The following is a 19,637-nucleotide window of genomic DNA, read 5'->3' as shown; positions in this document are numbered from 1 at the left end:
TGTTATTTGTTCATTTATTTAGTTTGATAATTTCAGGTTTTTTGTTGCTGATCATCAGTCGCTGGTAAAGCCGGAAGAGAGCAGGGTTGCCTTTGATCACATTGCGCACCGTGGTGTACAGTCGACTTGGCGAATACATCATCGAAGCGGCATACTGATCGGCTGCTTCGTCAATGCGGCGCTCTTCCGGATGTATGATGACAGGCATTTGTCCGTAATTTATTTTCTTAAACCAGCCGGGCTCGCGCAGCGTATGCGTAGAACCGTTACCGTAACCGGTGTTCCGGACTAGGCTTACGTTGGGCGTGATGGTCCAGCCCTGGTTGAACCACACGCTGAGGAACCATTGTACGTCCCAGGTGTCCAGTTGCTGATTGCATACGGCTTTCCTGTCGTTTTTGAGCATGGTGCTCAATCCATCGGAAGGAAATTCCTGGTAACGTTGCAAGGTGAAGTCATACTGTTGCCATGCCCTTCTCCAGGATGCCCAGCCCCATACATGCGCAAAGCGGGAGTAGTAATAGGAGGCATGTCCGCGGCGGCGGCCAAACTGAAAGTTGCTGCCGTTGATATGCATCACCGATGTATCGTTACGGTAGTGCTGCAACATGGCAGTGCAGAAGGAAAAAAAAGTAGGATCTGGCAGGCAGTCATCTTCCAGGATAATACCCTCGGCGTTGTGTTCAAAAAACCAGTCGATGGCGCTGCTGACAGCCTTGCCACAGCCCAGGTTATGGGAACGGAAGAGCGTTTTTACATCACAGGGCCAGTTGATGGCGGATATGGCGGCCTGCCGTGTTGCCTGACATTGAAGGGTTTCTCCCGGCCTGTCTGCACGGGGACCATCTGCCGCGATGTACAGGTGCGCCGGCCGTTGCCTGCGCAGATGGTCCATCAGCTGTTGCACCTTGTCGGGCCGGTTAAATATCAATATCAAAACAGGAGTGTGCATCATAACCATTCATTGCCTTTCAGCCGGTTGTTTTTGAAAAAATAGGTATAGCAGGTTTTGGCGAAGATGCTGTAGCCCATTTCCCGCATAAAGCCGAGCAGTTCATCATCTTCTTTTTCCATGTTGTAAGGCTCCGACTCCACCAGCACATAAGACGGCCGGTACTTGTCCCAGTTGTTGGAGCGAAGCACTTCGAGGTCCATCCCTTCCACATCGATGGTAATAAAGTCGATGGGGGTGCTGGCAGGGAGGTGTGTGTCCAGTATATCGGCCAGTGGGGCGGTTTTTACCGTTTTCCGGTCAATAACCTGGTAGTCGGGTTTCTGGGTATATTCCAGTACTCTTTCTGCGGAAAAGGTATTGAGCGCCGGTTCATTAAAAATGGCGTAAGTCAGTTCCTGTGGTACGCCTGAAACACCCATCTCCAGGTTGGTGTCGCCGGGGCGGTATTTGTTGAACAACGTCTGCATACCGGGTTGCGGATCGACGTTGATGCCCCGCCAGCCTTTGCGGTAAAACAGGTAGGTGTTGGAAAACCGGAACGGGTGGTGTGCGCCAATGTCTACATATACGCCCTTCCTCTTCCTGTTGAAGATGCGCCGGAGGATAAGGTCTTCTCCTTCAGAACTATAAGCCACAACCTGGTATGGGAAGCGCGGGAAGAGCGCTGCCAGGACCTTTTTGATGATATGTTTTAATCTATTCATGTGGAATTGATTTGTGGGAACCGCTAAACAAATAGGTGTTCCACGATTTGCGCAGGATTTGACTGATATCTGCTACATCCGTATATATCTTTACGGGATGTAGCAGATCGCGGGCGAGCAGCCATGCTTGTCCGCTTTTGTCTTGTACTACCATCATGATGTATACACTGGCATATGCCGCCACGGTAGCGATAGCAGCGCCTTTGCCACCTGTGTGCGGTATCAGCAGCAGATTGATGACAACATTCAGCACCAGGCCTACTACGTTGCCATACAGGTATAATTTGTATTTCCCTTCTACAAAAAGATATTGCACGATGACCAACATCAGGAAAACCGGTATGGCGGACCATATGTGGATGCGTAGTATACCTGCTGCGGTGGCGTATGCGGAACCGTACAACAGTTGCATGAGCATACCGGCAGACAGGCTGATGACCACGGCCAGCGACAGGCTGATAAAGCAGGAAATACGCAGCCACCTGCCCAGTGTTTGCAGATAGGCAGCGTGGCTTTGTTCCTTTTTGCGGAACAGCATCGGCAGCATCGCCGTAGACACTACGGTAGGGAGGGCATACCACAACTCGGAAATGCGTACGGCCACTACATAATTGCCCAGTTCTTCCGGGGTGGCCAGCATATTCAGCAGTATGTTGTCCACCTTCATGAACAGCACCACTACGAGATTGGCCATGATGAGCACCCAGCTGTCGCCCAGCAGGCGCCGGGCCATGCGCAGGCTCACCTGCCGCAACGATGGCGGCGTAAACTGCAGGCTGTATTTTCCCAGTATCCATACATAGGTCGTGACCAGTTCCAGCAGCGTGATCCAGAGGAAGGTGAGCAGCGGTGCGTTGTAAAAGATAGCGATGCATTTGATGGCGCAGAAAACCAGGAATACTGTCACTTTGGGTACGATCACGGTTTTCAGGCTGTTGCTGACCTGGTAAAATCCGTCCATCACGTCAAACGACTGCAGCAGCATGGTAAAGGACGAGAAGATGATACATAACAGGTATACCGGTCCGGGGTTCATCAGGTGTACCAGGAAAATGCTGAGCAGCATACAGGCCAGCGCTGCTGTCAGCCGCATAAAGGCGATGGTGCTGACAATGCGGGGTGAATCTTCTTCGGAGGCCATTAGTTCCTTGATGACCAGTTTGTCCATGCCCAGTACGGCGATGCTGGCCATGATAGCGCTGAAGGCGATCGTATAGTTCCATATGCCAAATACACGGGGCCCCAGGTGCCTGGCCATCAGGGCCAGCACCAGTATGCCCGGGAAGAGCTTACTTATTTTGTCGATCAGCAGCCAGCTGCTGTTTTCAAATACTTTACGCAATTCGTTTAGCTGTTTTTTTGAAGATGGTCGTCCAGCTGCTCTTACGGTTTTTTCTTTCGTCATACGAATACTTGCCGTAATAGTAGTATGGATAAAAAGTGTCTTGTATGATACCGTTGAATATGAGCCCTTTCTTTTTGAAGAAGGTTTCCTTCATGCTTTCTTCCATGGCTATCAGCCTGGCTTTGTGGGTATAGTTGTATCGGACGGTAAACAGGGTGCAGTCCACATACGTGGCGATGCTTTTAGCGTCTGATACGATGCCTACCGGCGAGGTGTCGATAATGATATAGTCGAACCGGGTTTTCAGCTCCGCCAGCAGACCGGCCATTCGCGGACTTTCTATCAGTTCAATCGGATTGGGCGGTATGGGTCCGGCGGAAACGATGTACAGGTTGTGAGTGCCTGGTACTTCCCGGATGATATCATCGATGGACCTGTTGCCGACCAGATAGTTGGTGATACCGTTTTTATGGTCAAGGCCAAAGAAGTTGGACAGCTTGGGTTTGCGCAGGTCCATTTCCAGCAGCACCACCTTTTTGTTGTTCACCGTGAGGGAATTGGCAAGGTGGGCCGACAGGAAGGTTTTGCCTTCTCCCGATATACTGGAGGTGAGCATCACAGTGGCAGGTCCTTTATGGTCTGCCAGCAGGAAGCGCAGATTGGTGCGGAGGTTAAAAATCTGTTCCGTGAGCACCGCATGGTTGTTGAGGGAGAAATCGCGCACACCTTCCGTTTGCTGGAAGACCTCGGCGATCACCGGCAGATTAAATACCTGTTCGATTTCTTTGCGGCTGAGGATGCGCGGATTGAGGAAGTATTTTATATATACATAAACGCTGACGGCAACTACCGCCAGTACCGCGAAGCTGATGAAGATCATCGGCTTTTTGGGGCTTACGGGTTTTTCAGGTACGAAGGCCGGCGCAATGACTTTATTGTCTATCACGTTACTGGCGTAGGTGACGGAGGCTTCTTCTTTTTTCTTAAGGAGGTAGAGATAGAGGTTTTCCTTCACGCTTTGTTGCCGTTTAATATTGACATATTCCCGCGCGTAGGAAGGTATACTGGCTATTTTGCCTTGTATGGCGTTCACTTTCTGTTGTGTGGTATGTTGTGCCACGCCGGCGTTGCGGCGGTAGCCGCTGATGTAATCGCGGATGGTGCTGCGGGCGGCATTTACCTGTGCGTCCACGTTTTGCATCAGGAAGCTGGACGGCTGTACGGCAAGCGATAGTTTCCGCTGGTCGCGAAGGGCTTCCTCATAACGATTGATCATGCCCGTCAGCGTTTGGTCTACGGTGCCGGTGAGCGGTGTAAAAGGCGTGTTGTTATCGGGGGTATTGATATATTGTTCCACTTCGTCCATGACGGCCATTTGCAGGTTGGCTTCGTTGAGTTTGATGTCGGCGTCTTTTACCTGTTCCAGTGCCAGTTTGGAACTGGCGTCGATATCGGTGATGCCGCGTTGCACCTTAAATTGTTCTTCTGTGCGTTCCAGCAGTCCGAGTTCTTCTTTCAGCGAATCGATGCGGGTATTGAGGAAGTGGATGGTTTTTACGCCTGCTTTGTTTTTATCACTGAGCGTATAGTCGTTGTATTCGTCCAGCAGTGCGTTGAGAAAGTCGGCGCTTCGGCGGGCCACGGGGTCCTTATAGGTGATCACGATCACCGTGGCGTCGCGGTTGACGAGCGCGGTGGTGATATCGTCGACTGATTTGTAAGCCAGTTCAATGGCGGAATCCACTTCAATGCGGCAGGTGCTTGCTTCGGAAAGTGACATCGGGCCGGATTGCAGGGAGAAGGTATCTTTCCCGATGGCAAAAGGAACATTGGGCGCCACGGTGAAATGTAGGGTACGTTTGTCTTTGCCCGAGCGTGCTTTCACGTCAAAGTCCTGCCGGATGCGGGACACATCGAACGTATAGTTGCCGGTGCGGGAGCTGTCGCTCAAAACTTGAATGACGATGGGGGATGTGGGGTACCATTCTTTATCCTGCAGATGTTGCGGCGTGAAATACCGGACGTTGAAATGATTGCTGCTGATGACCCGTTGTAGCAGGATGGGGGAGTGCAGCACTTCCATTTCGTTTTCCATGTTTTTACCGCTTCCCAGCAGGGAGAGGGATTTGAGCACGTCTGTTTCCTCGCCGTTGCCTTTTTTTTCATCTTTCAGGTACAGGCGGGCCGACGACATATAGGACGGCGGTGTATACCGCAGATAGGCCCATCCCGCTGCTATGGCGAGCAGAATGGCCAGCAGGTAAAGGGGCCAGTGAAAGAGCATTTTCCTGAACAGGTCGCCAATGTCGATGGCGGCCGGCCGGTTGTGGATTGCTTTGAGCGGTGCCATGGTACCTTTTTTTTCATTTACTGAGAAGAATGATCGTAGTCGCCAGTGAAATAGCACTGAGTATGACAGGCAGCAGCTGTACCAGTTTCGACGTAGGGAACTGTTTGCCCGGTCCGGGTTTGATGTACACTACGTCATTATTGGCCAGATAGAAATACGGTGAGCTCATTGTTTTACTGTCGTTCAGGTTGAGCGAGGTGTAATATCTCACGCCGTCTGTTTCGCGGATGACCATTACATCTTTCCTGTCAGCGGAGGTGTTCATGTCGCCTGCCATGCTGAGCGCATCGAGGATGGTGGTCCTTTCGTTGCCCACTCTGAAGGAGCCGGGATGTGCCACGTCCCCGAGCACCGAAATCCTGAAGCTGACCATGCGTGTGGAGACATACACGTTTTTCAGGGTTTTCGACAGTTCTGTTGTCACCATCTCATCGATCGTTGCGGTGGTTTTGTTTCTGACGAACAACCTGCCGGCGATGGGCATCCGGATATATCCGGCGCTGTCTACGAGGTATCCCTGATCGACGCCTGTGCCTGAAGGGCCGGGCGCACCCGGGGGGTTGGGATTGAGGAGTTGTGTGACGTCCTTGTCCGGGGTGCTGACGATGATCTGTAAGACATCTCCTGACTGGATTCTCAGCTGTGGATACCGTGCAACGGAGGTGTGTCCGGTAGCGTCAGCGATGTCGTTGAAGTAAGTTATCTTCTTGCTGCCGGTGCATCCTGCCATCAACATGGCCAGGATCAGCAAGGTCATGCGAAATGACTGCATACGGGTACCTGATGCTTTTAAGTGTGAACTACGGATTAATATATCGGGGCCGTCCAGTGCTTTTCACTGTGGCACGTATAAACTTCAGGATGCCAATATGCCTTTCCGCCGGGAAAGCGTGGCTTGCCGGATTTTGTCCTGCGCCGGCTGTTCAAAATAATAGTAAACGGCCAGGCTTAGGAGAATGACCATGCTGATAAAAGCGATCATCACCCAGGGAGTAAGCAGCAGGCGGCGGTCCAGGTGCAGCTGTTGCATGGCGAGGACCGTTGCTATCTGCAAGGGAAAATGCAGCAGGTAAATTGCATAGCTGCAATTGCCGAGAATAGACCAGCGGCGGTGAAAGGGACGTACGGTGGTTTCCAGCAGCACCAGCGATAAGATGGTGCAGGGGGCTACCGTGACCCTGAACAACAGGTTTCTGACAACACCATATGCTTCGGCGGACTGCTCTGCGCTGAGACCAGGGCGTAGCCTGCCGATGTTGTTTGTCCATGCCTGTTGCAGGAAAGGATAATAATAGTAAGATATAATGACCACCGCCCAGAGAACGATAGTAACTATACTGATAACCCGGAAATAGGTGCGAATGTTTTTATGTTGTACCAGATAGTTGTAAACATAATATAAAAGGGCCCCCAGGAAAAAGGAAAAAACACCTTTCCCGATAAGCAGGGTGTAATGTTGCATGAGCGCGCCTGCAGGGATGAGCAGCAACAGTAACGCTTTATTGGTATGCCATCTCAGTTTGCAGATCAGAAAAAATAACAGGTAGAGAAATATTTCTACCGACACAGACCAGGAAGGTGCATTAAAAGACGGCCCGACTTCAAATCCCCAATTCTGAATAAAGAGAATGTTCAGCAAAAAGTGATACGCGTCATTATACTGGATCACAAAATAATGCCCCGTCGTTTGCCATACCAGTGGCTGCAAAACGGCTACTATCAACAGTGTTGCGAAGTGAAGCGGATATAGTCTTGAAAACCGGTATATCCAGAACTTTCTGAAATCTATCTTGCCGCTTGCAATAGCATTGGCATATAACCAAAAGAAAATGAAACCCGAGAGCTGAAAAAAGATATCTACCGACACCATGCCATGTGTGTAGAAAAGAGATAATGCAGAATAGAAGGGCAGGGACTTGTTTAGTTCACCGCCGGTCGTAAATACGTCGTTAGGGTAAAAAAACATTTGCCAATGAAAGAGGACGACAATCACGGCCGCGATGCCCCTGAAAGCATCCAGACTATGAAAATAGGTCGGGACAACAGGGGAGCGGTTCTTCTCCATAGAAAGAATGGTTAGAGGTTAATCAAATCGGGTTTCCTGTGATATGGAAGTTAACAAGAAAACGAACGCAATAGCAGTGCGTGGAACTAATGAATAAAATAATCAGGGTGGGAGACAAGTGAACAAAATGAATAAGCAGCGTGTGCCGTAAGGAAAGATTCGTTACCTTTAGAGCAGCAATCTGTGCAATTTAAAAAAAATTACAGATCTGAAAACTATAGGTCTGAACTTCCAATAGGCGAACATGAAATACAGGATCGACTTCAGAGGGCCCGAAAAAACAATACGCTATACCGCTGTTTGCAACTCCACACTGGAAGTGGAAACATTACTCCGGCAAGTACTGCAGTATGACTGGTCAGACGAGAACGGCGCTTATGCCATGACGTTGTACGATCTCTCGTCAGGTGAAGAGCAGGTGGTGCATGTGTACCGTTTTAAAATGGAACCGCCTTATACCCAAGCAGCTTTTGAAGCAATGAACAACAGGTCGTAAAAAAAGCCCCGGCGACGTTGCCGGGGCGGTACTTCATTAACCCAATATTTCCACTTCTTCCGGGATAACAAAAAACAGGGTGCATCCGATAGGACTGCTAACTGAGTGTTTGAATCCTGGCGGCGTATACAGGTAGTCGCCGGCTGTCAGGGTAGCGTGTTCTAGTACGGCCTCTCCGCTTAATACAAAAATTTCTTCGCCGGCAGGGTGGTTATGATAAGGATAGGTGGCCCCTGGTTCAAACTTCAGTAAGATGGTTTTGGAGCGCTGACTCTCTTCGTCGTATCGCAGGGATTTTACAAAGATGCCTTTATAGTGTATGCCATTTTCAACAAGTGGTTGCCAGTCCTGCTGGGTGCTGCGGGTAATGTAGTGGTTAATGTCTGTATGCATAATTAAGAATTTAAAAGTTGATCAATGCTCCAGCGGTAGCCGGGGAGGGTGGCCAGCATAAAAGCGCCGGCGCTGAAAGCGAATACGGAATAATCCAAGGGCTCTTTCAGGCCGAAGGACCAGGCCATAGCTATTCCGAAGCATAATGTCAGCATCATGGCGCTGATGGCTGCCAGCTGGGTTTTAAATCCAGCCAGCAGTAATATGCCGAGTGATGTTTCCAGTATGGTGGCGATGACCGCTATCGCGGGTATGATACGGGCAGGCGCAAAGGAATTGACCTGAGCGGTGTATTGCAGAAAGTTCTGCCAGCCGGAAGAACGGCTGCCCCAGAGCCCCAGCCTGCTGGCTACGGCCGAAAGGAAACCGGTCCCCAGTGAAAGCCTTAACAGTAAGGCGGCGATGTCCTGATATGATTTCATGTACTGTTTGTTTTTGACAGTACAAAGTTGGCATTTCAGGGGTGGTTAGAAAATAGAGAATCCTGCAAAAAACATGTAATATTTACAGGGCATGCTGCTCTTTATATTGTTTGGGAGATAATTGGGCCTGTTTTTTAAAGAAATTGGAGAAATAAAAAGGATCATTGAACCCCAGTTTGTAAGCCACCTCCTTGACGGAAAGATCACCGTAGGTCAGCAGCCGCTTGGCTTCCGAGGTGATGAGGCCATATATCACGTTCTGGGCTGTTTTGCCGGCATGCAGGCGGGCCAGTTCATTGAGTTTGGCTTCTGTGGTGCCCAGCAGGGAGGCCAGTTCCTTCGGCGCGTAGTTGTGTTCAAAGTTGTTGCGTACGGCCTCCAGGAATTTGAGGAAGAGGGCGTCCGGTTTCCATATTTCATCGCCGCGCTGCACTTTGGCCCTGTTGATGGCCACCAGTATGAGCGTAATACGGCTATGGACAGAAATCAGGTACTGATAGGGCTGTTGCGCTATTTCTTCCTGTATGAGCGCCAGCTGCGCGTCCGCCACGCCGTGGCCGACGGGTATCACTTCATTCATCGCGAAATGACAGAAAAGGCCGTTGTGGAAAATCAGTTCTATATCATTATCGTCCTTACAGAAGAAGTCAAGCGTAAACTCCAGCAGGTAGCCGGTAGCCTGATGATTTTCGCGGATATGGTGTATCTGGCCCGAGGTGATGGTGATCACGTCGCCGGCGCCCAGCTTAAAGTCGCGGTGGTCAACGGAAATGACCAGGGAACCGGTATGGCAATATAACAGCACGTACCGCATTACGCGGCGTGGCTTGTCCGGAAGAAGAGATGGTTCAAGTGTGGTGATGGTGATCAACGACATAAATGGAAGATACTATTTTACCTGTATGGAAGCAGCCAGTTGTTTAAAATATTGAAGGTCGCGCGTAGCGTCTTTTTTGCTGATGGCCTGCAGCACGATGGCCTGATCGCCTTTCACGACCACGCAACAGTAGGCGGTCACCGGTTTGTCTTTCAGCTGTCCCTGTATTTCCAGCTGATAAGCTTCGTTGTTATTGATGCGGTCATTGATTTCCGCTTTGGTTTCCGGTGCAGTAAGGCCATATTCCCGGAATTTGCCGACCATAAGCGCGGCAATTTCCTTTGGCCTGGCGGTATTGTCATTGGGAAACTGGGCCACCATCACGAACGGTCCGTCCGGATCATCTTTGGTGTCCATGCCATTGATGGTGTAGATGTACAGGCTGGCGGCATATTTAAAGAACCGGAAAGGCGTATTGCTGGTATCGATGGTGAAATTGGCCGTTTCAAAAGGGTCGATCTTCTGCTGCGGGTCGTACCAGATGGTGCGGAGGCTGGCCAGCATCTCTTTACCGGCGGCCTCGTTGCCGGTAGGGTATACTGCCATTACAGAGGTGGAGAAGGTAGTGTCCCCGAAAACAAGTCCAAGCGTAATATGCGTAGGAGCGCCCTGGGCGGCCACAAACTTCGCCGGATAGCCATCGATCTTCAACTCCTGGTAGTTATACACTGTAGCGCCTTTTTCAATAAAAGCCTCTTTGCTGAAAGACGCTGCATTGGTATAGAAGTTCCCTCCCGGCAGGTCGTACACGTTGATCATACCTCTCTCCTTGTGATGCAGCCCGATGAAATTTTTAGCGATGTCATAGTGTGCCGGCGGAATGATGTAGAGATGAGTACCGGGGATACGGACATGCCGGGCTGTTTTGGTATTGCGGATAACGCTGTCCAGTTTGTACTGGGAACGGGCGCCGACGGCAATGCACAAGAACAGGCAAAGAGTCAGGAGAGGTTTCATGTGTGATCGTTTACTATCGGAAATCATGACAGGGCGGGAGAAAAAGGAACCCAACCAGTTGGCAGGGAATGTTTCATAAAACTCCGGCGGCATAAATGTCGGATTTTATTTTCATTTTCTGATGCCCGTGTTGTAGCAGGCTGACGGACGGGGGGAGTGGTAACTAAAAAGCCCTGCAACCTCTGCTGCAGGGCTTTTTAATTTTGTTGTTACGCTGCACCAGGCACGCTACTGTGATTTTAAGGACCGGCATAATCCGGTCCGTGAATGGGAATGGAAATAAGCTGTCGCCATTACTCCCGGAAGTAGTGCATGATAATCTTACTGATCGTATCAGCCCTGTTGAATACCATGAGATGCCCGCCGCCTTTAATACGGTAATCAGGATGTACCAGCCTGCTGGCAATCACCCTGTCGGCTGTCCCATGTACCTGAATGGTGTGTTCGGGTGGTTGTTTGTTTTCCCAGTGAGAAATACTTTTCAGCGCCCAACGGAAAAAATAAATATCTGTGCCCTGTAGTAACTCCTTTAGCGCGTCCTTGTCCATTTTGGTACGGGCGCCAAAGTAGCTATAGGTTAAAAAATTCATGCGCTTTAACAGGAAGCGGGGGACTAACCTGTATAAGCCCAGTCTCATGAAAAAAAACTGGAACTTGCTCAGCTCATCTTTTGTTCTGGCGGAGGAGATCAACACCATTTTTTTTGTGTTCACCAGTTTGGACACTTCCACTGCCACGATGCCACCAAAGGAAACCCCGATGATATACGGATTTTCAACGGTAATCTGGTCTTTTATCCTGGCGGCGTATTCAGTGATGGTTTCGTCTGGCGACGAGGGTACCCAGTTGATATATACTTTATGGTAGCCGGGAAGCTCCAGGTTCCTGAATAAACTGGAGTCGGCCCCAAGCCCGCTAAAAAGGTAGATGGTTTTTTGTTCGTCTTTGGCGGTAGCTGCAGAAGGTTGAGAAAATCCCCGGAGACTGCAGCATATCAATAAAACATAAAAAATCACTTTCACACGTTGCGACATAAAATTCTTCACTTCTTGCCCGATAGACATGGTTATTAACGAATGCAATTAAAAAGTTGAACTATTAAAATATGGATTTTATTTAATCCGTATCGGCAGAGTTAGCATAAAATAGTATGGGTGCTTAGGCGTGAGCAGTATTAACAGGGATATTGCCGGGTATCACCAGCAACTGATAGAACCGGCGCAAAACTATAAAATATCTGTTTGAATACAAAGTTAATCTGTCTGCATGTATTCAAGGAATTATGTGAGTATTTATATGTTTCTGATTATCAATTGTGTTGGTGTAAGAAACGCTTTAGAAGCGCTGCGGCCGGAAGCGTACCGGTCCCGGGGCCGGGTGTTAGCGCGCGGCCCAACAAAATCCGGTTGTCCGGTGTTATTTTTTCTCTATCAGTATCTGACAAACCCTATTACTGTTAAAATATCAAAGCGTGATTATGGAACGAGGAAAATTATATGTCCAATACGGCAGCGGCCCTTTTTCGGCGCCGCCGGGCTGGAAAAATTTTGACGCTTCCCCGACACTCAGGCTGCAGCAGTTGCCGCTGATCGGGTCTTTGCTGAAAAAGCGGATGCATGTGGCTTTTCATCCCGACGTGATCCAGGGCGATATTATTACAGGATTGCCCGGTATTGAGGAGAACTCCTGTGATGGTGTCTATTGCTCGCACGTGTTGGAGCATCTGTCGTACGAGGACTGTATCACCGCTATCCGTAATACCTACCGCATACTAAAGCCCGGTGGCTATTTCCGCTGCGTATTGCCCGACCTGGAAACGGCGGCAAGGAAGTATATAGACAACCTGCATGGGGAAGACCAGGAGGCAAATGTGAAATTTATGGAAGAAACCCTGCTGGGGCGGCAACAGCGGCAGCGTGGCATCCGTCAGCTGGTGCAGTCGGCTTTCGGTAACAAGGAGCACCTCTATATGTGGGACCACATCTCGCTGGCCCACCAGTTGCAAAAAGCGGGTTTCAGAAAAGTTCGCCGCTGTTCGTTCAACGACGCTACCGACGGCATGTTCCGGCTGGTGGAGGAGAAGACGCGTTTTGACAACGCAGTGGCATTGGAGGCTGCGAAATAATTCTGCAGGCGTCGATGGTGCTCCGGTATATTTTTATGATCAATTTGTGAGTGGATGTTGTTTGCCTCATATATGATATGGAGAATATAACGGTACCGGATGCACGTATAATAGCGGTGTTTGTTTGCATGTTAAGATACCCTTAATTAGATGCTACTGATGATTTATTTCAGTAGTGTTTTGTAGCACCGGATCTTATATACCCAATGTTGGGTATTTTTTAATGTTATGAATCCTATGTATGTTGCAGTACTGCGAAATATAGCAGTGGTAGTGGGTTCGATGCAAGAATAGTTTAAAATTTTATCAGCGATAATCTTTGTCGTTACAATTTTTTTTCTATAGATTTGTGAAGTACGATTGCAGGATCAGCGTTGATGAAATATAAATTCAGTCGAGAGATTTTTGTAAGCCCGAAGGGAACCCCTACGTCTTTTGATCGTTAACCTTCCATCCTGGAATTGATCGTAAAAATTCAAAATAGCCAAAAAGTTTCTTTTTCTTTTTTTTGTTTTCGAGGCTGTGTAGAGCGCCAACGTTTCCTTCTTTTGTCTATTAGTGCCTTATGGGGCAATCGTTCCATGAAGGTCCTATGCCGGAAAATATCGTGTAAGTTTTTTGCTAAGATTTGCAGATTGCCTCTGTCACTATTTAATTTTTAGAATAAAGACCACTGTTCGTTATGAATACGTTGTCAATGGACATCGCTGTCCCTGGTGGAAGGGGCGGCAGTGTGTAGCGTGGCAATGTATTGGTGATGAAAAGTATATAACGTTGTTTTCCAGAGACGATTAACTGTTCGTTTAGCATTGTCTGCTTGAGTGGAGAGTGTGTGTTGATTTCTGGTAGTCACATTGGATTAAGAAAAAACGGATATATGAGGAATTATATGAAACGCTGTTATGCGCATACAGACCGGCATGCGCACACAAGACCGAGCGCGCATGTAAGCCAACAACGCGCAGTCCCGATCCCGACGAATGCTCACAGGTGTCTAAACCCCTTATTGTTTGCATAACGTAGGTTGATATTGGATATCATCCATGTCAATGTAATACATCTTTTTTATAGACAGTGCAATAAAAGCGTTGTTTGTGATGCCAACACAATCAGCGTGAAGGATTGCATGTCTTACTATTGCCGTCCATGAAATAATTGGGTGGAATTAATACGAAAAAAATCGTCTTAATGAGGAAATGTATTTTTTTAATGGCTGCATTCACAGCACTGTTTGCGACAGGCTGGGGACAGGGAAAAGTTCAGCTGAAAGGATTTGTAAAGGATACCGCCAGCCATCCGCTTGAGTTTGCGGTTGTATGCCTGGTAGATGCAGGAGATACCGCGAAAAAAAAATGTGTGTTTTCCGGGACCGATGGTACTATTGCCTTTTCCGGTGTTTCAGCAGGACGTTACTTTCTTAAAACAAGTTATACAGGTTATATGCTGTCCAGAACGGACGTTTTTGCGGTCAGCGCCGGAACAGGAGATACTATCGTTTTGCCGGATATCGTGTTAAAACAGGATGCCGCGAAAATGCTGAAGGAAGTATCTGTTACAGCACAAAAACCATTGATTGAGAAAAAGATTGACCGCGTGGTGGTGAACGTGGAAAACAGTGTTATCGCAAAAGGGAATACCGCGCTGGAAATTCTCCAAAGCGCGCCAGGAGTAGCGGAGTCCAAAGATGGCAATTTATCGCTCAGGGGAAAAGAAGGAACAATGGTGCTGATCAATGATAAACCAACCTATCTTTCTGCCGCTGATCTTGCCGAGCTTTTACGTAATACACCGGGAACAAATGTACACGCCATCGAACTGATCACAAACCCACCTGCCAAATATGAAGCACAGGGCACCGGAGGTATCATCAACATAAAAATGAAGACCAACAAGACCCTTGGCTTTAATGGCACGGTAAATGCCATGGGCGGATATGGAAAGTATTATAAGTGGAATACTGGTGTGACTGTCAATTTCAGGACAAAGAAAACCAATCTGTCTGTTAACTATATTACCTCCGGTAACCAGCGGTTTAATGATCAAACAGTAGAACGGACCAATATCAACAAAGACCTGATAACACGGTTCGATCAGGAGGCAGACAGGGTGCGGCGCATCGGCTACAACCACTTCAACGTGTCTATGGAATATTTTCCGAATGACAGAAGCACCTTCCGCATCTTTGCCGATGGCTCTTTCATTAACGCCACACAGACACTGTACAACAATACACGTATCAGCAGGGAAACCGGAAAACCGGATTCCTCTTATGAGTCGGTAGCCCCTCTTAAAAGCGACTATGGAGATTACAGGTATGGCGCTTCCTATGAATACAAGCTGGACACCACCGGCAGCACACTGGGACTTGATTTTAACGCAGGCCGTTTTGATTCCCGGGAGGTAACCCAATATAACAACGCCTATTATCTGCCCGACAGAAAACCATTACGGCAGGCAGATACCTTGAGGATTAGTTCACCTGTCAAGATAGATATCTACTCTTTTAATACAGATTACTCGCGCCCGTGGCTTGATCGAAAACATGTGCTGGATGCAGGTATGAAGGTCACCTATATTAAAACCAATAATAACTTCGGATATGATTCGCTCAGAAACGGCACCTTCTTCCCGACAGTATTCAGCAACCATTTTATCTATAGGGAAAATGTCAATGCAGGTTATGTAAATTATAATTTCAAAGGCGACAAAACAGCAATACAAGCCGGTCTTCGCGTAGAGCAGACAAATTCGGAAGGCATTTCCCCCGACGCCGGCGAAGGTGTAAAACGACATTATATAGATTTCTTCCCATCCGCTTTTATAGACCGGAAGCTGTCTGCGGTAAGCACACTTAACCTGGCTTATAGCAGAAGGATTGACCGTCCGAGTTATGAGGACCTTAATCCGTTTGTCTATTTTCTTGACCAGTTCACATTCAGCCAGGGGAATCCTTATCTGAAGCCGCAGTATAGCAATTCCTTTGAATTAAACTATACGTTGCTGGACACGTATAACGCCAGTGTAAGTTATGTAAGGGTGGGCCAGGTAATGAGCGAGGTAGTAAAGACAGACCCTGTATCTAAAACGCTTGTTTTTTCTTTTGATAACCTGGCCAGAGAAGACATATTTTCCTTTGCATTGACTTTGCCCGTCAGCATTACGCCATGGTGGTCAGGCCTTGTTTTCTTTAATGCCAACCTTAACCACATCGCTACACCGGACTTTGACGGCGTGCCACTCGACGCCCGCCGGGCATCCTACAATTTTAATGTCAACCAGACAATAAACATTGATAAAGCAACGAAATGTGAAGTGACTTTTGGGTATCAGTCACCCTATATAACAGGGACGGTTTTTTATAATAAACCCCAGTATGGTCTTGATTTCGGAGTGTCAAGGACCATCAACCGGCACTTTAGTGCAAGCCTTTCGGTGAAAGATATTTTATATACCCGCGCCCGGTATTTTACCAGTTTATTGCCAAATCAACAATATCAATACCACCAAAGACTTGAAACAAGGATCGCTCGTCTGACGCTGACTTACAAGTTCGGGAACAGCAAGATTCCCAAAGCAAAAAACAATTCCAGTGCCTCAGAAAAGGAGATGAACCGCATCAAAGGAGCCAACTAACAGTCAGAATTTGTTAATAATACATTATGTCCAACAAACTTATTCACGTTGAGATAGAGAGAACGGTCGCACAATTCCCCGATTTGGTGGCCGTAGAAGGTTACGGCATGGACCTTACCTATCAGGAATTAAACAATTATGCCAACCAGCTCGCCCATGCGTTGCTGGAAGCTGATCTCCATCCGGAGGCATCTGTCGGGGTATATGCCGCCGGAGGACCGTTGCAGGTGATCAGCCTCCTGGCAGTCTTTAAAGCTGGCGGCAGATATGTGCCACTGTCGCCTGATCAGGCGATACTCCATGTGGAGCAGGTGCTCGAAGAAACGGAAACCACCATTGTAGTCACTACCTCGGAACACTATCCCGCACTGCATAAGATCCTGTTCCCCAAAGAAACACCGATTCATACGGTGATCGTGCTGGACCAGCGATCAGACAAGGAGGTGCTGCTGGACGTGATTAAACAGGATGCGGCAGGATTTACAGTGACAGTGAGGGAAAATCCGTTCAGTGCCGAAAATCCGGGGTTAAGCTACGACGACCGTAATGACGCGTACGTGTTTTATACCTCTGGTTCTACCGGGAAAAGCAAAGGGATCGTAGGGTCGCATATAGCGCTGAGCCACTATATTCACTGGCACAGGAAGGAATGGGGCGTTGATACCGGTTTTCGTATCAGCCAGCTGGCGACCATGACCTTCGACGCTTCTCTGAAAGACATATTAACGGCATTGACATCAGGCGCCACCTTGTGCCTGCCGGAAAGCAGCATTAAAAACAATCCGGTGAAGCTGGTGGAATGGCTGCGGGCCGGCAATATCACCCTGCTGCAAACGGTGCCTTCGTTATTCCGCCTGATCACGGCCGCGCTGCTGGAAACAAAACATCCGTTGTCCGCTCTCCGTTATGTAGTACTTGCCGGTGAAAGGCTGTTAGGACGGGATGTATTGAACTGGAAAGCGGCCAATGGCACCACCGCAAGATTGTCGAATCTGTACGGCCTGACAGAAACGACTATATTAAAAACCTGTTTTCATATTGAGCACTGGGACTGGCAGCCGGGAGAAGTGCTGCCAGTGGGATTTCCGATCAGTAACACGCTGGTGGCGGTGATTAATGGCAGTAACAACATCTGCGAAGATGGTGAAATTGGAGAGGTGTACATCAAAAGCCCCTATATCAGCAAAGGTTATCTCGATAAAAGTCTCAATACAAACAGCCTGGTGCAAAATCCGCTGGCCGGCGACGGCCGCGGGGACCTGGTCTGGCGGACAGGTGACCTGGGCAGGTACCGCGCAGACGGTTGCCTGGAGATACTGGGGCGCCGCGATGAGCAAATCAAGATCAACGGTGTCCGGATAGAACCGGAACAGGTGCGAATGGCTGTATTGAAGCAGGACGGGATTACCCGTGTGGAACTGTTGGTGCATAGCTCCGAAGCGGCAGGACAGGAACTGATCTGCTACTATACCGGCCACCGCTATGTGGCAGATGAGCTACGGCAGCTCCTGTCGCATGACCTTAATCCGGCCATGCTACCCAGCTATTACGTATGGATGGAGACCTTCCCGCTCAATATGAACGGAAAAGTAGACCGGAAGGCACTCCCTAGGCCGGAGGAAGTAACCTTGCGGACAAGCTATCAGCCACCGGAGCCTGGTCTCGAACAGCAACTGGCCCTGTTGTGGCAGCAGGTGCTGGGACTTGAGCGTATTGGCCGAGATGACAGTTTCTTTAATGTTGGCGGCTCATCGCTGAAAGCGATCCAGCTGATAGCGAAAATATATAAGGAGCTGGACGTACAACTGACCATTGCTGAACTCTTTGCCAACCCGGTGCTGTCGAAGCTGGCCGCATTGGTAGGACAGGCAAAACGGCAGGCTTATCATCCGATACCTAAGGTACCCGAAGCCGACAGCTATGTGCTTTCCAATTCACAAAAGCGGTTATGGATAGCCAGCCAGCTGAAAGAGCAGTCAGTTGCTTACGACATACCAGTCCTTTACAGAATTGAAGGACCATTGGATATTTCCGCGCTGGCAGGAGCATTCAGGCTTGTTGTGGAAAGACACGAAAGCCTGCGCACTACCTTTTTCCTGGAGGATGGAGAGCCGCGCCAACGGATCCTGTCTGCTGCTCAATCGGGCGTGTCTATGCTTGTCCGTGATTTCCGGGACCAGCCCGATCCTGAGGCGGCAGCCCGGGAACGTGCACGACAGATCGGAACACATCACTTTGACCTGGAAAATGGCCCACTGTTCCTGATAGAGCTGCTCAGGATAACAGACAATATGTTCCTGCTGGCATGCTGTATTCATCATATTATTTCTGATGAATGGTCTATGCAGATAATGGGCCGTGAGGTAATAGCCATATACAATGCCCGCTCAAGGGACGTGTTGCCGGAGCTGCGGCCGCTCAATATACAATACAAAGATTATGCGTCCTGGCAGCAGCGGGAATTATCAGGGGAAGGGCTTGCTGCCACCCGGGAATATTGGCTGTCACGCTTTACCGGGGATCTGCCGGCACTGGAACTGCCAACCGACCGAAGCCGCCCTGCTATGCAAAGTTTCCGTGGCTCGCAGGTGAAGTTCGTGTTCGATGCCGAACAAAGCGCCGCGTTCGGGCAGCTGATCAAAAAACAGGAAGCGACCCTATTCATCGGGTTACTGACATTGGTAAATGTATTGCTGTTCCGCTATAGTGACCAGAACGACCTCATTGTCGGCACACCGGTCGCAGGCCGTATACATCCTGACCTGGAAGACCAGATCGGCTATTATCTCAATACGCTCGCCCTAAGGAACACCATTTCCGGAGATGCTTCTTTTACACAAGTGCTGGACAGCGTAAGGCAAACCACCATAGATGCCTTCTCCCATCAGGCATATCCGTTCGATCTGTTGGTTGACGAGTTGAAATTAGGAAGTGATTTAAGCCGGTCTCCTTTGTTTGATGTTGTTGTGATCCTGCAAAACATCGAACTGAATAATGAAGCAGACCTGGAAATGAACGGTGTGAACATCGACCTGGAAGTTGCCCGGATCGAAATCAGCAAATGCGACCTCCGTTTTCAGTTTAGCGAAGGAGGTGGTGTGCTCTACGGAAGCATAGAGTACAGCACAGATCTTTTCGACCGTAAGCGAATAGAGCGGATGACGCAGCACCTTCGCCAGCTGATGAGTTTTGTCAGCGACCACCCGCAGGCGCCCGTCAGCACGGCAGAATACCTGTCACCGGAAGAAAAGAGACAGGAGCTGCTGGCACAGCGGCTGTTCAATTCCAGCATAGAAGGAAATTTTTAAAATTAAC

15 protein-coding genes are annotated in these 19,637 nt (G+C 49.0%); 4 read left to right on the top strand and 11 right to left on the bottom strand.

Going from position 1 to position 19,637, the window contains the following annotated elements; genetic code table 11:
• Nucleotides 1-10 precede the first annotated feature (10 nt).
• From HGH92_RS00100 to HGH92_RS00075, 6 genes are all read right to left on the bottom strand, one after another.
• Nucleotides 11-955: a glycosyltransferase family 2 protein gene (locus tag HGH92_RS00100; RefSeq protein WP_168868744.1), complete on the bottom strand. Its 945-nt coding sequence runs from the start codon at nt 953-955 to the stop codon at nt 11-13.
• Complete coding sequence (locus HGH92_RS00095; RefSeq protein ID WP_168868743.1) at nt 952-1,659, bottom strand: FkbM family methyltransferase; 708 nt, start codon at nt 1,657-1,659, stop codon at nt 952-954. Before HGH92_RS00095 ends, HGH92_RS00100 begins: the two co-directional genes overlap by 4 nt.
• The gene (locus tag HGH92_RS00090) at nt 1,652-3,001 is read right to left on the bottom strand and encodes a flippase (protein ID WP_168868742.1); all 1,350 of its coding nucleotides are present in this window, start codon (nt 2,999-3,001) and stop codon (nt 1,652-1,654) included. Before HGH92_RS00090 ends, HGH92_RS00095 begins: the two co-directional genes overlap by 8 nt.
• Complete coding sequence (locus tag HGH92_RS00085; protein ID WP_168868741.1) at nt 2,994-5,354, bottom strand: GumC family protein; 2,361 nt, start codon at nt 5,352-5,354, stop codon at nt 2,994-2,996. The genes HGH92_RS00090 and HGH92_RS00085 overlap by 8 nt, the downstream gene beginning before the upstream one ends.
• Nucleotides 5,355-5,367: 13 nt before the next feature.
• Nucleotides 5,368-6,126, bottom strand: a complete 759-nt coding sequence (locus HGH92_RS00080; RefSeq protein ID WP_168868740.1) for a polysaccharide biosynthesis/export family protein — start codon at nt 6,124-6,126, stop codon at nt 5,368-5,370.
• An 84-nt stretch (nt 6,127-6,210) separates the two neighbouring features.
• The gene (locus HGH92_RS00075; protein WP_168868739.1) at nt 6,211-7,419 is read right to left on the bottom strand and encodes an acyltransferase family protein; all 1,209 of its coding nucleotides are present in this window, start codon (nt 7,417-7,419) and stop codon (nt 6,211-6,213) included.
• Between the two features lie 244 nt (nt 7,420-7,663).
• On the opposite strand from HGH92_RS00075, the gene HGH92_RS00070 reads away from it, so the two are divergent.
• Nucleotides 7,664-7,915: a hypothetical protein gene (locus tag HGH92_RS00070; protein WP_168868738.1), complete on the top strand. Its 252-nt coding sequence runs from the start codon at nt 7,664-7,666 to the stop codon at nt 7,913-7,915.
• 36 nt (nt 7,916-7,951) lie between these two features.
• On the opposite strand, the gene HGH92_RS00065 is transcribed toward HGH92_RS00070, so the two are convergent.
• The 5 genes from HGH92_RS00065 to HGH92_RS00045 all read right to left on the bottom strand — a co-directional run bounded on the left by HGH92_RS00065 (nt 7,952) and on the right by HGH92_RS00045 (nt 11,628).
• On the bottom strand, nt 7,952-8,308 hold the full coding sequence (locus HGH92_RS00065) for a cupin domain-containing protein (RefSeq protein WP_168868737.1): 357 nt from the start codon (nt 8,306-8,308) through the stop codon (nt 7,952-7,954).
• A gap of 2 nt (nt 8,309-8,310) precedes the next feature.
• The gene (locus HGH92_RS00060) at nt 8,311-8,730 is read right to left on the bottom strand and encodes a DoxX family protein (protein ID WP_168868736.1); all 420 of its coding nucleotides are present in this window, start codon (nt 8,728-8,730) and stop codon (nt 8,311-8,313) included.
• 82 nt (nt 8,731-8,812) lie between these two features.
• Complete coding sequence (locus tag HGH92_RS00055) at nt 8,813-9,607, bottom strand: helix-turn-helix domain-containing protein (RefSeq protein ID WP_168868735.1); 795 nt, start codon at nt 9,605-9,607, stop codon at nt 8,813-8,815.
• A 12-nt stretch (nt 9,608-9,619) separates the two neighbouring features.
• Entirely contained in the window at nt 9,620-10,564 is a 945-nt protein-coding gene (locus HGH92_RS00050; protein WP_168868734.1) for a hypothetical protein, read from the bottom strand.
• Nucleotides 10,565-10,857: 293 nt separating this feature from the next.
• Nucleotides 10,858-11,628, bottom strand: coding sequence for an alpha/beta hydrolase (locus tag HGH92_RS00045; RefSeq protein ID WP_168868733.1), 771 nt, complete (start codon nt 11,626-11,628; stop codon nt 10,858-10,860).
• A gap of 413 nt (nt 11,629-12,041) precedes the next feature.
• Here HGH92_RS00045 and HGH92_RS00040 point away from each other — a divergent pair, with 413 nt between their 5' ends.
• From HGH92_RS00040 to HGH92_RS00030, 3 genes are all read left to right on the top strand, one after another.
• The gene (locus HGH92_RS00040) at nt 12,042-12,689 is read left to right on the top strand and encodes a class I SAM-dependent methyltransferase (RefSeq protein WP_168868732.1); all 648 of its coding nucleotides are present in this window, start codon (nt 12,042-12,044) and stop codon (nt 12,687-12,689) included.
• A 1,209-nt stretch (nt 12,690-13,898) separates the two neighbouring features.
• Complete coding sequence (locus HGH92_RS00035) at nt 13,899-16,322, top strand: outer membrane beta-barrel family protein (RefSeq protein ID WP_168868731.1); 2,424 nt, start codon at nt 13,899-13,901, stop codon at nt 16,320-16,322.
• A gap of 26 nt (nt 16,323-16,348) precedes the next feature.
• Complete coding sequence (locus tag HGH92_RS00030) at nt 16,349-19,630, top strand: condensation domain-containing protein (RefSeq protein WP_168868730.1); 3,282 nt, start codon at nt 16,349-16,351, stop codon at nt 19,628-19,630.
• Nucleotides 19,631-19,637 lie beyond the last annotated feature (7 nt).

The sequence above is a fragment of the Chitinophaga varians genome (assembly GCF_012641275.1).
GTDB lineage: Bacteria > Bacteroidota > Bacteroidia > Chitinophagales > Chitinophagaceae > Chitinophaga > Chitinophaga varians_A.
Note: the sequence above shows the minus strand (reverse complement) of the source record. Positions and strands in the feature narration are given on the sequence as shown.